The organism is Pseudomonas putida (assembly GCF_028682175.1).
GTDB lineage: Bacteria > Pseudomonadota > Gammaproteobacteria > Pseudomonadales > Pseudomonadaceae > Aquipseudomonas > Aquipseudomonas putida_AD.
On the sequence record NZ_JANHKS010000016.1, the window covers coordinates 34,772 to 48,158 of the forward strand.

General features: G+C 61.6%; 16 protein-coding genes. 6 read left to right on the forward strand and 10 right to left on the reverse strand.

Annotated features, from left to right (window positions below; all coding sequences use genetic code 11):
• Positions 1–17: 17 nt before the first annotated feature.
• Positions 18–851, forward strand: a complete 834-nt coding sequence (tauD, locus tag NPS29_RS13580; RefSeq protein WP_274133170.1) for a taurine dioxygenase — start codon at positions 18–20, stop codon at positions 849–851.
• A 387-nt stretch (positions 852–1,238) separates the two neighbouring features.
• Here tauD and NPS29_RS13585 read toward each other — a convergent pair whose 3' ends face one another.
• Complete coding sequence (locus NPS29_RS13585) at positions 1,239–1,679, reverse strand: hypothetical protein (RefSeq protein WP_274133171.1); 441 nt, start codon at positions 1,677–1,679, stop codon at positions 1,239–1,241.
• On the opposite strand from NPS29_RS13585, the gene trmL reads away from it, so the two are divergent.
• Entirely contained in the window at positions 1,678–2,133 is a 456-nt protein-coding gene (gene trmL, locus NPS29_RS13590; RefSeq protein ID WP_274133172.1) for a tRNA (uridine(34)/cytosine(34)/5-carboxymethylaminomethyluridine(34)-2'-O)-methyltransferase TrmL, read from the forward strand. The two genes, NPS29_RS13585 and trmL, sit on opposite strands and share 2 nt — an antisense overlap.
• A gap of 292 nt (positions 2,134–2,425) precedes the next feature.
• Here trmL and secB read toward each other — a convergent pair whose 3' ends face one another.
• From secB to NPS29_RS13605, 3 genes are read right to left on the reverse strand one after another with little or no spacing between them, the layout of a single operon-like run.
• The gene (gene secB / locus NPS29_RS13595) at positions 2,426–2,917 is read right to left on the reverse strand and encodes a protein-export chaperone SecB (RefSeq protein WP_274133173.1); all 492 of its coding nucleotides are present in this window, start codon (positions 2,915–2,917) and stop codon (positions 2,426–2,428) included.
• 39 nt (positions 2,918–2,956) lie between these two features.
• On the reverse strand, positions 2,957–3,211 hold the full coding sequence (gene grxC, locus NPS29_RS13600) for a glutaredoxin 3 (RefSeq protein ID WP_274133174.1): 255 nt from the start codon (positions 3,209–3,211) through the stop codon (positions 2,957–2,959).
• Position 3,212: 1 nt separating this feature from the next.
• The gene (locus NPS29_RS13605) at positions 3,213–3,626 is read right to left on the reverse strand and encodes a rhodanese-like domain-containing protein (protein ID WP_274133175.1); all 414 of its coding nucleotides are present in this window, start codon (positions 3,624–3,626) and stop codon (positions 3,213–3,215) included.
• Positions 3,627–3,825: 199 nt separating this feature from the next.
• On the opposite strand from NPS29_RS13605, the gene gpmI reads away from it, so the two are divergent.
• From gpmI to NPS29_RS13625, 4 genes are all read left to right on the forward strand, one after another.
• Positions 3,826–5,361, forward strand: coding sequence for a 2,3-bisphosphoglycerate-independent phosphoglycerate mutase (gene gpmI / locus NPS29_RS13610; protein WP_274133176.1), 1,536 nt, complete (start codon positions 3,826–3,828; stop codon positions 5,359–5,361).
• A gap of 139 nt (positions 5,362–5,500) precedes the next feature.
• Positions 5,501–6,814 (forward strand): murein hydrolase activator EnvC family protein, encoded by a 1,314-nt coding sequence (locus NPS29_RS13615; protein ID WP_274133178.1) that lies wholly within the window; start codon positions 5,501–5,503, stop codon positions 6,812–6,814.
• A gap of 30 nt (positions 6,815–6,844) precedes the next feature.
• Positions 6,845–8,182, forward strand: a complete 1,338-nt coding sequence (locus tag NPS29_RS13620; RefSeq protein ID WP_274133179.1) for a S41 family peptidase — start codon at positions 6,845–6,847, stop codon at positions 8,180–8,182.
• A gap of 1 nt (position 8,183) precedes the next feature.
• The gene (locus NPS29_RS13625; RefSeq protein ID WP_274133180.1) at positions 8,184–8,981 is read left to right on the forward strand and encodes a divergent polysaccharide deacetylase family protein; all 798 of its coding nucleotides are present in this window, start codon (positions 8,184–8,186) and stop codon (positions 8,979–8,981) included.
• Between the two features lie 181 nt (positions 8,982–9,162).
• Here NPS29_RS13625 and NPS29_RS13630 read toward each other — a convergent pair whose 3' ends face one another.
• From NPS29_RS13630 to hisB, 6 genes are all read right to left on the reverse strand, one after another.
• On the reverse strand, positions 9,163–9,918 hold the full coding sequence (locus tag NPS29_RS13630) for a substrate-binding periplasmic protein (RefSeq protein WP_274133181.1): 756 nt from the start codon (positions 9,916–9,918) through the stop codon (positions 9,163–9,165).
• Between the two features lie 214 nt (positions 9,919–10,132).
• Positions 10,133–10,903 carry an imidazole glycerol phosphate synthase subunit HisF gene (gene hisF, locus NPS29_RS13635; RefSeq protein ID WP_274133182.1) on the reverse strand — a complete coding sequence of 257 codons (771 nt, stop codon included), beginning with the start codon at positions 10,901–10,903 and terminating at the stop codon, positions 10,133–10,135.
• Positions 10,904–11,037: 134 nt separating this feature from the next.
• Positions 11,038–11,775 (reverse strand): 1-(5-phosphoribosyl)-5-[(5-phosphoribosylamino)methylideneamino]imidazole-4-carboxamide isomerase, encoded by a 738-nt coding sequence (hisA, locus tag NPS29_RS13640; protein ID WP_274133183.1) that lies wholly within the window; start codon positions 11,773–11,775, stop codon positions 11,038–11,040.
• 103 nt (positions 11,776–11,878) lie between these two features.
• Positions 11,879–12,136: a DUF2164 domain-containing protein gene (locus tag NPS29_RS13645; RefSeq protein ID WP_081563619.1), complete on the reverse strand. Its 258-nt coding sequence runs from the start codon at positions 12,134–12,136 to the stop codon at positions 11,879–11,881.
• Entirely contained in the window at positions 12,136–12,774 is a 639-nt protein-coding gene (hisH, locus tag NPS29_RS13650; RefSeq protein WP_274133184.1) for an imidazole glycerol phosphate synthase subunit HisH, read from the reverse strand. Before hisH ends, NPS29_RS13645 begins: the two co-directional genes overlap by 1 nt.
• Positions 12,774–13,367, reverse strand: a complete 594-nt coding sequence (gene hisB, locus NPS29_RS13655) for an imidazoleglycerol-phosphate dehydratase HisB (RefSeq protein ID WP_081563617.1) — start codon at positions 13,365–13,367, stop codon at positions 12,774–12,776. The genes hisH and hisB overlap by 1 nt, the downstream gene beginning before the upstream one ends.
• Between the last annotated feature and the right edge of the window lie 20 nt (positions 13,368–13,387).

A 13,387-nucleotide genomic window follows, 5' to 3' on the forward strand; every position in this document is an offset into this window, starting at 1 on the left:
CGAACCAAGAGATCATCATGAGCCTTCATATCACCCCGATCAGCGCTGCACTGGGCGCGCAAATCAGCGGCGTGGACCTGAGCCGGGACTTGACCGCCGAACAGCGCAACGCCATCGAGCAGGCACTGCTGACCTATCAGGTGCTGTTCTTTCGCGATCAGCCGGTCACACCCCGCCAGCAGGCGCGCTTTGCCGCCAACTTCGGCGACCTGCACGTTCACCCGATCTACCCCAACGTGGCCGAGCAGCCGGAAGTGATGGTGCTCGACACCGCCCTGACTGACGTACGCGACAACGCCATCTGGCACACCGACGTGACCTTCCTGCCGACCCCGGCGATGGGCGCGGTGTTGAGTGCCAAGCAGTTGCCTGCGTTCGGCGGCGACACCTTGTGGGCCAGCGGCATCGCCGCGTTCGAGGCGCTGTCGAGCCCCCTGCAAAACCTGCTCGACGGCTTGACCGCGACTCACGACTTCACCCGCTCCTTTCCGCTGGAGCGCTTTGGCAGCACCGCCGAGGACCTGGCGCGCTGGGAGGAAACCCGACGCAAGAACCCGCCGCTGTCGCACCCGGTGATTCGCACCCACCCGGTGAGCGGGCGCAAGGCGCTGTTCGTCAACGACGGTTTCACCACCCGGATCAACGAGCTGGAACCGGCAGAAAGCGAGGCGATTCTGAAATTGCTGTTCGCCCACGCCACACGGCCGGAGTTCACCATCCGCTGGCGCTGGCAGGAAAACGACGTGGCGATGTGGGACAACCGCGTCACCCAGCATTACGCCGTGGACGACTACCGGCCGCAGCGGCGGGTGATGCATCGCGCAACGATTCTGGGGGATGTGCCGTTCTAGAGGCACCACACCACCGTAGCAGCACGGCTTGCCGGCGGGAGCGGTGTGTCTGTGACGAAGAAGTCGCCTGATCCACCGCTCCCGCCGGCAAGCCGTGCTGCTACGGGGTACATGCGGCGGCGTGCATCACTTTGGCCCCCAACGGCCCAGAAATGCGCGAATAGCGTGCAAAACCGATCAACAAATAGCCAGATCCGAACCCCGGTTCGGACACCAGAAAGCGGCCAGTCCCGGAAAACCTGGCCCAAATGCCCCTGTTTCAAGGCCTCGCGAATGATTTTCGACATTCCTCGTCACGATTTCTCAAAACTGGCACGCACGCTGCAATAGGTTAAGCATCACCAGTTTTGGGGACCTTGGTACAGGCAGGCCGGGGAATCCCCTCTTTTATTCCTCCCGGAGACTCACCTGGAGTCTCCAGCGCCCGTCCTGGGTTGCGCCGTGCCACTCACCGCGCAACGGACGGGCCGCCAGCAGGTTCAGCAACAATCCCTTATCACTCTTACGTACCCGCCAGCGCACATCCTTGCCGTTGAGCTTGAGCGCGCCTTGCTGCGCCTGGCCCTGGGCGTTGAACAGCAGCGCAACCGCGCCATCGATCATCTCGCCATGCAACTGCGGCTCACGGTTGAACCACACCGCGACGCCATCGGGCAGTGCTTCGATCTGTTGCAGTGCAATGGGGTCAGGGGTGGTCAGCCGACCGACCATCAGCCCCACCATGACGCCGAATATCGCGATAGACCCCAAAAACCGCCGCCACAGCTTCGGTCTCGGGTCATCGATGGGGGTAGAATGCATCCCGTCCTTTTGTTCGGAGCCGTGCATGTTTCACGTGATCCTTTTTCAACCAGAAATTCCGCCGAATACCGGCAATATCATCAGGCTCTGCGCCAACAGCGGCTGCAGCCTGCATTTGATCGAGCCACTGGGCTTCGAGCTCGATGACAAGCGCCTGCGCCGCGCCGGCCTGGATTACCACGAATACGCCACCCTGCACCGCCACGCCGACCTTGCCAGTTGCCTGGAAAGCATCGGCCACCCGCGCCTGTTCGCTTTTACCACAAAGGGTTCGAAGCCTTTTCACGATGTGGCCTTCGCCGAAGGCGACGCCTTCCTGTTCGGCCCGGAAAGCCGCGGCCTGCCGCCTGAAGTGCTCGATCCGCTCTCAAGCGAGCAACGCCTGCGCCTGCCGATGCGTGAAGGGTGCCGTAGTTTGAACCTGTCCAACACGGTGGCTGTGGCGGTTTATGAGGGTTGGCGGCAGCTTGGTTTTAAATAGTCGGGCTGGCATGGCTTGGGATCGCTACACGGATGCCCTGCGGGCGCTATCGCGAGCAAGCTCACTCCTACATTTTTTGCAACGTGCCATGGCCTGATGGACCGCGTTGGTAGCCTTGGTGCTAGACCGTGGTCCGCTTGAAGGCTGACAACTCGGTCCATCAGATGCGGCACGTTGCAAAAAATGTAGGAGTGAGCTTGCTCGCGATAGCGCCCGAAGGGCATCAAAGTAAGAATCCAAAGCCAAAAAAAGCGCCCATCACAGGCGCTTTTTTCATCCATCCAGCAAAACCTTACTGAACAGTCGGCGCCGGAGTCTCGCCAGCTTCCTGCATGCGCTGCAGCTCTTGCGCGTACAGGGCGTCGAAGTTGACCGGGGCCAGCATCAGCGCGGGGAACGAACCACGGACGACCAGGCTGTCGATGGTCTCGCGAGCGTACGGGAACAGGATGTTCGGGCAGAACGCGCCCAGGGTGTGGCTCATGGAAGCCGCGTCCAGACCCTTGATCAGGAAGATACCGGCTTGCTGGACTTCAGCGATGAAGGCGATTTCTTCGCCGTTCTTCACTTCAACCGACAGGGTCAGTACCACTTCGAAGAAATCACCTTCGAGCTGCTTCTGACGGGTGTTCAGGTCCAGGCTGACGCTTGGAGTCCACTCCTGACGGAAGATCGCCGGGCTTTTCGGCGCTTCGAAGGACAGGTCACGCACGTAGATGCGCTGCAGGGAAAACTGTGGAGCTTCTTCGTTGGAAGTGGCGCCGTTGTTGGTTTCGTCGGTCATTTCAGATCCTTCTCTTTTAAGGTCTTGTAGGTTTCGAAATCAGGCGCTCAACAAGGCGTCGAGCTTGCCAGCGCGTTCCAGGGCGAACAGGTCGTCGCAGCCGCCGACATGGACCGAACCGATCCAGATCTGCGGCACCGACGTGCGTCCGGCCTTTTTGATCATTTCTGCACGAACCTGAGGCTTGCCGTCGACCTTGATCTCTTCGAAGTCGACTTTCTTGCTCGCCAGCAGCGACTTGGCGCGCGAGCAGTAAGGGCAATAATCGCTGGAGTAGACGACGACGTTGGCCATGTCACTTCACCAGCGGCAGGTTGTCGCCGCGCCACGACGAAACGCCGCCCGACAACTTGGCAGCCTTGAAACCGGCCTTGAGCAGCTCGCGCGCCACGTGACCGGCGTGCTGGCCGGCAGCATCGACGATAATCAGCGTCTTGGCCTTGTACTTCTCAAGCTCTGCGGTACGGGTCATGACCTTGTCTTGCGGGAAGTTCAGCGAACCGACGATGTGGCCGGTGGCGTATTCCTTCTTGGCGCGCACGTCGATGACCACGGCTTCGTCGCGGTTGACCAGGGCGGTCAGCTCGCCAGTGGAGAGGCTCTTGCCGCCCTTGCTCAGCTCGGTGGCGATCAGCAGTGCCAGCAGGATGACGAAAGCGCCAGAGATCAGATAGTGGTTAGTTGCAAATGCAATCAGGTGCTCGACCATCATTAGGTTCCAGGGCGTTAAAATGCCGGCCAGTATACACAGCCCCCAAGGTGGGCCAAAGCCCGTACGGCGGTCGCGGTATTTGAACCCGCTGGCGGGTCTGCTGTCCTTTCAACACGGCCACTCGCACTGGGACGGCAACAGCCCCTAGAATGTCGATCTTTTCTTCTCCTTCACCTTTTAGCCAAGAGTGGGATTCATGACTACCACGCCTAAACCTCTGGTTCTGATCATCCTGGACGGCTTCGGTCACAGCGACAGCCACGAAGGCAACGCTGTCTACGCCGCGAAGATGCCGGTGTTCGATCGTCTGTACAAGACCATGCCCAACGGCCTGATCTCCGGTTCCGGGATGGACGTCGGCCTGCCTGACGGCCAGATGGGCAACTCTGAAGTCGGCCACATGAACCTGGGTGCCGGCCGCGTGGTGTATCAGGACTTCACCCGCGTGACCAAGGCGATCCGCGACGGCGAGTTCTTCGAGAACCCGACCATCTGTGCTGCCGTGGACAAGGCCGTGGGTGCGGGCAAGGCCGTGCACATCATGGGCCTGCTGTCCGATGGTGGCGTTCACAGCCATGAAGACCACCTGGTGGCCATGGTCGAGCTGGCCGTCAAGCGTGGCGCCGACAAGATCTACCTGCACGCCTTCCTCGACGGCCGCGACACGCCGCCTCGCAGCGCGCACCAGTACCTCGAAACCATGGAAACGGCCTACAAGCGTCTGGGCAAGGGTCGTACTGCAACCATCATTGGCCGTTACTTCGCCATGGACCGCGACAACCGCTGGGATCGCGTCGAGTCCGCCTACAACCTGATCGTTGACGGCAAGTCCGAATTCCAGGCCGCCAACGCCAAGGCCGCGCTGGACGCTGCCTACGAGCGTGGCGAGAACGACGAATTCGTCAAGGCCACCAGCATCGGCGACCAGGTGAAGGTCGAAGACGGCGACGCCGTAGTGTTCATGAACTTCCGCGCCGACCGTGCCCGTGAACTGACCCGCGTGTTCGTCGAAGACGATTTCAAGGACTTCGCCCGCGCCCGCCAGCCAAAACTGGCCGGCTACGTCATGCTGACCCAGTACGCCGCCAACATCCCTGCCCCGTCCGCCTTCGCCGCTGGCAGCCTGGAGAACGTGCTGGGCGAGTACCTGGCGAAAAACGGCAAGACCCAACTGCGCATCGCCGAAACCGAAAAATACGCCCACGTGACCTTCTTCTTCTCCGGTGGCCGTGAAGAGCCGTTCGAAGGCGAAGAGCGCATCCTGATCCCATCGCCGAAAGTCGCGACCTACGACCTGCAGCCAGAAATGAGCGCGCCGGAAGTCACCGACAAGATCGTCGACGCCATCGAAAACCAGCGTTATGACGTGATCGTCGTCAACTACGCCAACGGCGACATGGTTGGCCACAGCGGGATCATGGAAGCAGCGGTGAAGGCCGTTGAATGCCTGGATGTGTGCGTTGGCCGCATCACCGAAGCCCTGGAGAAGGTCGGCGGCGAAGCGCTGATCACCGCCGACCACGGCAACGTCGAGCAGATGACCGACGACACCACCGGCCAGGCGCACACCGCGCACACCACTGAGCCGGTGCCGTTTGTCTACGTCGGCAAGCGTGACCTCAAAGTGCGCGAAGGCGGTGTTCTGGCTGACGTTGCACCGACCATGCTGACCCTGATGGGCCTGGACATTCCGAAAGAAATGACCGGCACCTCGATTCTGGTCGCCAAGTAAGACGCAAATCACCGGCCTGTCATCGCGTACAGGCCGGTTTTTGTATGAAATGTCTGAAAGCCGCGCTCCCGGAGCGTTTTTTTTGCCGCCATCGGCGGGCATACTAAGCCCGTCTTCACTCCTGGTATCGCCCAACCCCATGCTCCGCGCCCTGATCGCCCTTGCCTTGATTTGTCTGCTCAATCCGGCCTTCGCCGACGATGAGCGCGCACAAACCCAGAAACAGCTCGATGCCACGCGTCAGGACATCACCGAGCTGAAAAAGGCCCTGGGCCAGTTGCAGGAAGAAAAATCCGGGGTCCAGAAGGATCTGCGGGCCACTGAAACCGAGATGGGCAAGCTGGAAAAGCAGGTGGAGGCCCTGCAAAAGGAACTAAAAAAGAGTGAAAGCGAGCTGCAAAGGCTCGATCAGGAGAAAAAAAAACTCCAGAGCGCACGCGTTGAACAACAACGGCTGATTGCGATACAGGCCCGCGCCGCCTACCAGAATGGCCGCCAGGAATACCTCAAACTGCTGCTCAACCAGCAGAACCCCGAAAAATTCGCCCGCACGCTCACCTATTACGATTACCTGAGCCAGGCACGTCTTGCGCAGTTGCGCACCTTCAACGAAACCCTGCGCCAGTTGGCCGAAGTCGAAAAAGACATCGACCTGCAACAGGCGCAGCTGTTGGTGCAGAAGAGCACGCTGGACGACCAGAAAGCCCAGCTCGACACCGTGCGCCAGGAGCGCCAGGTGGCGCTGGCCAAGCTGAACCAGGACTACAAGGCCCGTGATCAGAAACTGCAGGCCCGCCAGCAGGATCAGGCAGACCTGACTAAAGTCCTCAAGACCATCGAAGAAACCCTGGCCCGTCAGGCCCGCGAAGCCGAAGAGGCGCGTCAGAAAGCGCTCCTGGCCCAGCAGGAAGCCGAGAAGCGCCAGCGTGAGCAACAGGAAGCCCTGGCCAAAAACCGTGGCAAGGACGATAGCGATGAAGCCCCGCGCAAGCCGACAAGGGCCCCCGGCGCACTGGTTTCCAGCGCCGGTCAGTCATTTGGTGGCGCATTTGAAGCGGCAAAGGGAAAACTTCCCTGGCCTGTCGATGGTCGATTGTTGGCGCGCTTCGGGGAAACCCGCGGCGATGACGAGCGGACCAAGTGGGATGGCGTGATGATCAGCGCCTCTGCCGGCAGCCAGGTACACGCTGTGCATGGTGGTCGCGTGGTCTTCGCCGACTGGTTGCGCGGGGCCGGGCTTCTGGTCATTCTCGACCACGGCAACGGCTATTTGAGTCTGTACGGTCACAACCAGAGTCTGTTGAAGGAAGCTGGGGACGTTGTAAAAGCCGGGGAAGCGATCGCCACTGTAGGCAACAGTGGTGGCGGTCAGGACACTCCGGCGCTGTATTTCGCTATTCGTCAGCAGGGTCGCCCAAGTGATCCGGCCCAATGGTGTCGCACTCAAGGATAAGTCGACGCCTCACTCAGGAGTTCGTAAGAGATGCCGTTTTCGTCCCGCCTCACCTCGCTGGCCCTGACCATCGCCGTGGTTATCGGTGCTCCGCAGGCCATGGCCGCCGGTGCCGCCCCCGCTGCGACGCCTGCCGCTGCTGCATCCGCGCCTGCCAACGCCGCGAACCTCAAGGCGCCGCTGCCGCTCGACGAGCTGCGCACCTTCGCCGAGGTGATGGACCGGATCAAGGCCGCGTACGTCGAGCCGGTGGATGACAAGACCCTGCTGGAAAACGCCATCAAGGGCATGCTCAGCAACCTTGACCCGCACTCCGCCTACCTGGGCCCAGAAGACTTCCAGGAGCTGCAGGAAAGCACCAGCGGCGAATTCGGCGGCCTGGGCATCGAAGTGGGCGTCGAGGACGGCTTCATCAAGGTCGTCTCGCCGATCGATGACACCCCGGCTTCCAAGGCAGGCATCGAGGCGGGCGACCTGATCGTCAAGATCAACGGCGCGCCGACCCAGGGTCAGACCATGCAGGAAGCGGTCGACAAGATGCGCGGCAAGATCGGCGAGAAGATCACCCTGACGCTGGTGCGCGACGGCGGCAACCCGTTCGACGTGACGCTGGCCCGCGCGACCATTCAGGTCAAGAGCGTGAAGTCGCAGATGCTCGAGCCTGGCTACGGCTACATCCGCATCACCCAGTTCCAGGTGAAAACCGGCGAGGAAGTGGGCAAGGCGTTGGCCAAGCTGCGCAAGGACAACGGCAAGAAGATGAACGGCCTGATCCTGGACTTGCGCAACAACCCGGGCGGCGTGCTGCAGGCGGCAGTCGAAGTCGCCGACCATTTCCTGACCAAGGGCCTGATCGTCTACACCAAGGGCCGTATCGCCAATTCCGAACTGCGCTTCTCGGCAGACCCTGCCGACGCCAGCGAAGGCGCGCCACTGGTGGTGCTGATCAACGGCGGCAGTGCCTCGGCGTCCGAGATTGTTGCCGGCGCCCTGCAGGACCAGAAACGCGGCATCCTGATGGGGACCGACTCGTTCGGCAAGGGCTCGGTGCAGACCGTGCTGCCACTGGCCAACGACCGCGCCCTGAAGATCACCACGGCGCTGTACTTCACGCCGAACGGCCGCTCGATCCAGGCCCAGGGCATCATCCCGGACATCGAAGTCAAACGTGGCAAGCTCACCACCGAAGCCGATGGCGAGAACTACAAGGAAGCCGACCTGCTCGGCCACCTGGGCAACGGCAACGGCGGTGCGGACAAACCGACCACCAAATCCAAGGCTGGCAAGGCGCGTCCGCAGGACGACGACTACCAGTTGAACCAGGCCCTGAGCCTGCTCAAGGGATTGAGTGTGACACGCGGCAATTGATATGCGCTTCTGGTTGACCGGGCTCGTCTGGGCCCTCGCTGTGCTGACAGGTGCTGCCCATGCGGCACCTGGCCAATCTTCCACCGACGATAAGAAGCCTGCGCGGGCCTATTTGAGCCTGATCATCGACGACCTGGGGCAGAGCCCGGAAAAGGACAGCCGCGTGCTGGCCCTGCCCGGCCCCGTGACGCTGGCGATCATGCCTGACACCCCGCACGCCACCGACTTCGCCCGCCAGGCCCACAAGGCTGGCCGGACGGTCATGCTGCACATGCCGATGGACCCCGCCACCGGGCCCTACGCCTGGCGGCCGGACCTGCCGCTGACCGAGCTTGAGTCGCGCCTCAATGCGGCGCTGCTGAAAGTGCCGTATGCGGCAGGCATCAACAACCACGAAGGCAGCCGCATGACCGCAGAGCCGGTGGCGATGGCCTGGCTGGTGGGCGAGCTGCAACGCCGTCACCTGTTCTTCGTCGACAGCCGCACCAGCGCCAAGACCGTTGCCGCGGCAGAGGCGCAGAAAATCGGCCTGGCGAGTCTTTCAAGGGATGTGTTCCTGGACGACGAACGCACCGCCGAAGCCATCAGCGGCCAGTTGCAGACCGCGATCAGACTGGCCCACAAGCAAGGTTCAGCGGTGATGATAGGCCATCCGTATCCGGTGACCATGGAGGTGCTGGAACGCGAGCTGCCCAAGCTCAAGGCCCAGGGCATCGAATGGATCGAACTGCGCCACATGATCAGCATTCGTGGCAATCAGGCGATGGCCGGGCATGGGAAGGATGGGGTGTATCGGTAGTACGACTCCCCCCGTAGCAGCACGGCTTGCCGGCGGGAGCGGTGTATCAGCTAATAATGGGGTGACTGACACACCGCTCCCGCCGGCAAGCCGTGCTGCTACGGGTTAGGTGTTAGTTGGCGATCTTGAGTTCGCCAACGCCGGCAAGCCGGACTGCTACGGGGAGGTGGTGAGGCTGATGTCAGAGATACTTCCCGAGAATCGTGTCCACTGCCCCTTCCTTGCGCAGCTCATCCAGCGCGGTCTGCAGCTTCTGCACCACCTCGTCGGGCGTGTCCTTGTTCAGCGCCAGGAACAACTCCGCGCTGTTGAAGCGCAACACCGTCTTGAGCCCCGTCACGCCCTCCTGACGCGCCAGATAACGCCCGGCAGGATCACCCGTGGCCCACAGGTCGATCTGCCCTTCCACTAGCCTTCTGGCGTTGTCCTTGTCACTGAGCACGGTGAGCGGCTTCATGCCCTGGCGCCCCAGTTCCTCGGCGATGACATCGCCCTTGTACGCGCCAATCCGGTATTTGCGGGCCTGTTCCAGTGACTCGAGCTGAATCGGGCTGTCGGCGCGCGCCAGCATGATCCAGTCATCCGGGCCGATGGGGCCGACCCACTTGAACAGCTTCTCGCGCTCGGCCACTCGCGCCATCACGAACACGCCGTAGCCGGGCTTTTCCAGGGCGAGCTTGTAGATTCGCTCCCAGGGAAAACGCAGCGTCATGTTGTAGGCAATGCCGGCACGCTTGAACGTCTCGCGGACGATCTCGACAGCGATGCCCTGGATGTTGTTTTCCTGGGCGAAATTCTTGCCGTCGTTGGCCATGTTGTAAGGCGGGAAATTCTCGGTCAGCAGCACCATCGAATAGGGCGCCGTGTCCTGGGCCCTGACGGTGCCCGAGAGCAATGCGACAACGCTGATCAGCGCAAGAACAACACCTTTGAACATATCCCTGGCACCCCACCCTGACGACGGCAGGAGAGTGCCGCCAAGACGGTGCAATGTCCAGTCGGGCGTCGGTGGGGTCGCTTTCAGAACCAACTAAACCTGTGGGAGCGAGCTTGCTCGCGAAGAGGTCGGCATGAACGACACATAATCATTGCTCATACCATCGCCTTCGCGAGCAAGCTCGCTCCCACAGGTTTTGTGTTTCAGCTCAGTATCAGCGGACGACGATGCCTTGTTTGGCCATGAACGCCTTGGCCTCGGGAACGGTGTACTCGCCGAAGTGGAAAATGCTCGCAGCCAGCACAGCGCTGGCGTGGCCTTCGATGACGCCGTCAGCCAGATGCTGCAGGTTGCCCACGCCACCCGAAGCGATTACCGGGATGCCCAGCGCGTCGCTGATTGCACGGGTCACGCCCAGGTCGAAGCCGTTCTTCATGCCGTCCTGGTCCATGCTGGTCAGCAGGATCTCGCCAGCGCCCAGGCCTTCCATCTTCTTGGCCCACTCCACCGCATCCAGACCGGTCGGCTTGCGCCCGCCATGGGTGAAGATTTCCCAGCGCGGGGTTTCGCCAGGGCCAGACACCTTCTTGGCGTCGATGGCCACGACGATGCACTGCGAACCGAAACGCGCCGCCGCCTCACCCACGAACTCGGGGTTGAACACTGCAGCGGTGTTGATCGAGACCTTGTCGGCACCGGCGTTGAGCAGGTTGCGGATGTCCTGCACGGTACGCACGCCGCCACCCACGGTCAGCGGGATGAACACCTGGCTGGCCATGCGCTCGACGGTGTGCAGCGTGGTGTCGCGGCCATCGACGCTGGCGGTGATGTCGAGAAAGGTAATCTCGTCGGCACCCTGCTCATCGTAACGACGGGCGATCTCGACCGGATCACCGGCATCGCGGATATTCTCGAACTTCACACCCTTGACCACGCGACCGTTGTCGACGTCCAGGCAAGGGATGATGCGTTTGGCCAGCGCCATGAGTCTATTCTCCGAAAACGGTTGGTGACCTGTGGGAGCGGGCTCGCCCGCGAAGAGGCCAGTGAGGTCGACACCTATTGAGCGTCTGTATCTCAGCATTCGCGAGCAAGCTCGCTCCCACAGGGGGCATGGCTTCAGGCCTTGTATGAATCGCAGAACGCCTGAGCTTCGGCGACGTCCAGCGTGCCTTCGTAGATCGCACGGCCGGTGATCGCGCCGATGATGCCCGGTGCCTTGGCGTCCAGCAGCGCCTTGATGTCACCCAGGTTGTGGATGCCGCCCGAAGCGATCACCGGGATCCTGGTCGACGCTGCCAAGGCTGCGGTGAACGGCACGTTGCAGCCTTGCATCATGCCGTCTTTGGCGATGTCGGTGTAGACGATGGCCGAGACGCCGTCGGCTTCGAAACGCTTGGCCAGATCGATCACCTGAACCGAGCTGACTTCAGCCCAGCCGTCGGTGGCAACGAAACCGTCCTTGGCGTCCAGGCCGACGATGACCTTGCCCGGGAATGCGCGGCAGGCTTCGGCGACGAACTCAGGTTCCTTGACCGCCTTGGTGCCGATGATGACGTAGCTCACGCCCGCCTTGACGTAGTGCTCGATGGTTTCCAGCGAACGAATGCCGCCGCCGATCTGGATCGGCAGGTTCGGGTAACGCCTGGCGATGGCCGTGACCACCTCACCGTTGACCGGCTGACCTTCGAACGCGCCGTTCAGGTCGACCAGATGCAGACGGCGGCAGCCACCGTCGACCCACTTGGCAGCCATGCTGACAGGGTCATCGGAGAACACCGTGGAATCTTCCATGCGGCCCTGGCGCAGGCGCACGCAGGCACCGTCTTTAAGGTCGATAGCGGGGATAATCAGCATGCTTTTTCCTTTGTCAAAAGAGCTGCAAGCTGCAAGCCGTAAGCTGCAAGCAGGCACGCGTAAATCAGTCTTGCAGCTTTAAGCTTGAAGCTTGTCGCTGCCTTTAATTTTTCTCGAGCGCCCAAACGTCGCTTTCGATGCTTTCGAACCGCTCTTTCAAGTGCGCCTGAACATCGAAGATCGCTCGGTTGTAATAGTGCGGGGCAATTTCGCGAGTGAACAATTCAAGGATTTCGGCCGCTTCGAACGAACCCAGGTCCAGCTCGAAGCGATCCTCCATGAACCGCTTGATCTTGTGGCACGCCTCGCTCTCCTGTTCGGGAGTGAGGGTCAGGATCGGCGGCTTGTTCTTCTTGCTCATTACCAGCGACCGTCCCACGCGGCGAAGTTCTGCAGCAATTGCAGGCCATGGGTATGGCTCTTCTCGGGGTGGAACTGCACCGCAAAGCGCGAGCCGTCGGCCAGTGCGGCGGCGAAGTCGCGACCGTAGTGGCCACGTCCGACGATCTGACGCGGGTTCGGCGATTCGATGTAGTAGCTATGTACGAAATAGAACCGCGCCTTGTCAGGAATGCCGTGCCACAGCGGGTGATCCACTGCCTGTGTCACTTCGTTCCAGCCCATGTGCGGGACTTTCAGGTGCTGGCCGTCTTCGTGCAGATCCTTGCCGAAGAAACGCACCTGGCCCGGGAACAGGCCGATGCAATCGACGCCGTCGTTCTCTTCGCTGCGGTCCATCAGCGCCTGCATGCCGACGCAGATGCCGAGAAACGGACGGTCCTGGCTGACTTCGCGCACCAGGTCATCGAAGCCCAGACGGCGGATTTCAGCCATGCAGTCGCGGATCGCGCCCACACCCGGAAACACGATGCGGTCGGCTTCACGGATCACGTCGGCGTCGCTGGTGATCAGCACACGGCCAGCGCCCACGTGCTCCAGGGCCTTGGCCACCGAGTGCAGATTACCCATGCCGTAGTCGATAACTGCAACCGTCTGCATTACAGCACGCCCTTGGTCGAAGGCATTTGGCCTGCCATGCGGTCGTCGAGCTCGACGGCCATGCGCAGCGCGCGACCGAACGCCTTGAACACGGTTTCGATCTGGTGGTGGGTGTTGTGGCCGCGCAGGTTGTCGATGTGCAGGGTGACGTTGGCGTGGTTGACGAAGCCCTGGAAGAACTCCTGGAACAGGTCCACGTCGAAGCCGCCCACGGTGGCGCGGGTGTACGGCACGTGCATCTGCAGGCCCGGACGGCCGGAGAAGTCGATCACCACGCGTGACAGCGCTTCATCGAGCGGCACATAGGCGTGGCCGTAGCGACGGATGCCTTTCTTGTCGCCGATGGCCTTGCTGAACGCCTGGCCCAGCGTGATACCGACGTCTTCCACGGTGTGGTGGTCGTCGATTTCAAGGTCGCCTTTGCAATCGAGTTCGATGTCGATCAACCCGTGACGGGCGATCTGGTCGAGCATGTGTTCAAGAAAAGGCACACCGATATTGAATCGGGCCTTTCCGGTGCCATCCAGGTTGATCGAGGCTTTGACCTGGGTCTCCAGGGTGTCGCGCTCGACGAACGCCTTACGTTCGGCCATCACCAGCTCCGCAAAATCAT

Bases quoted from the DNA above. Each gene is read 5' to 3' on its own strand.
- gpmI (WP_274133176.1), top strand. From the start codon at position 3,826: ATGACTACCACGCCTAAACCTCTGGTTCTGATCATCCTGGACGGCTTC.
- trmL (WP_274133172.1), top strand. From the start codon at position 1,678: ATGTTTCACGTGATCCTTTTTCAACCAGAAATTCCGCCGAATACCGGC.
- NPS29_RS13585 (WP_274133171.1), bottom strand. From the start codon at position 1,679: ATGCACGGCTCCGAACAAAAGGACGGGATGCATTCTACCCCCATCGAT.
- hisH (WP_274133184.1), bottom strand. From the start codon at position 12,774: ATGCAGACGGTTGCAGTTATCGACTACGGCATGGGTAATCTGCACTCG.
- hisF (WP_274133182.1), bottom strand. From the start codon at position 10,903: ATGGCGCTGGCCAAACGCATCATCCCTTGCCTGGACGTCGACAACGGT.
- hisB (WP_081563617.1), bottom strand. From the start codon at position 13,367: ATGGCCGAACGTAAGGCGTTCGTCGAGCGCGACACCCTGGAGACCCAG.
- NPS29_RS13615 (WP_274133178.1), top strand. From the start codon at position 5,501: ATGCTCCGCGCCCTGATCGCCCTTGCCTTGATTTGTCTGCTCAATCCG.
- tauD (WP_274133170.1), top strand. From the start codon at position 18: ATGAGCCTTCATATCACCCCGATCAGCGCTGCACTGGGCGCGCAAATC.
- NPS29_RS13625 (WP_274133180.1), top strand. From the start codon at position 8,184: ATGCGCTTCTGGTTGACCGGGCTCGTCTGGGCCCTCGCTGTGCTGACA.
- NPS29_RS13630 (WP_274133181.1), bottom strand. From the start codon at position 9,918: ATGTTCAAAGGTGTTGTTCTTGCGCTGATCAGCGTTGTCGCATTGCTC.
- hisA (WP_274133183.1), bottom strand. From the start codon at position 11,775: ATGCTGATTATCCCCGCTATCGACCTTAAAGACGGTGCCTGCGTGCGC.
- NPS29_RS13620 (WP_274133179.1), top strand. From the start codon at position 6,845: ATGCCGTTTTCGTCCCGCCTCACCTCGCTGGCCCTGACCATCGCCGTG.
- NPS29_RS13605 (WP_274133175.1), bottom strand. From the start codon at position 3,626: ATGGTCGAGCACCTGATTGCATTTGCAACTAACCACTATCTGATCTCT.
- secB (WP_274133173.1), bottom strand. From the start codon at position 2,917: ATGACCGACGAAACCAACAACGGCGCCACTTCCAACGAAGAAGCTCCA.
- grxC (WP_274133174.1), bottom strand. From the start codon at position 3,211: ATGGCCAACGTCGTCGTCTACTCCAGCGATTATTGCCCTTACTGCTCG.
- NPS29_RS13645 (WP_081563619.1), bottom strand. From the start codon at position 12,136: ATGAGCAAGAAGAACAAGCCGCCGATCCTGACCCTCACTCCCGAACAG.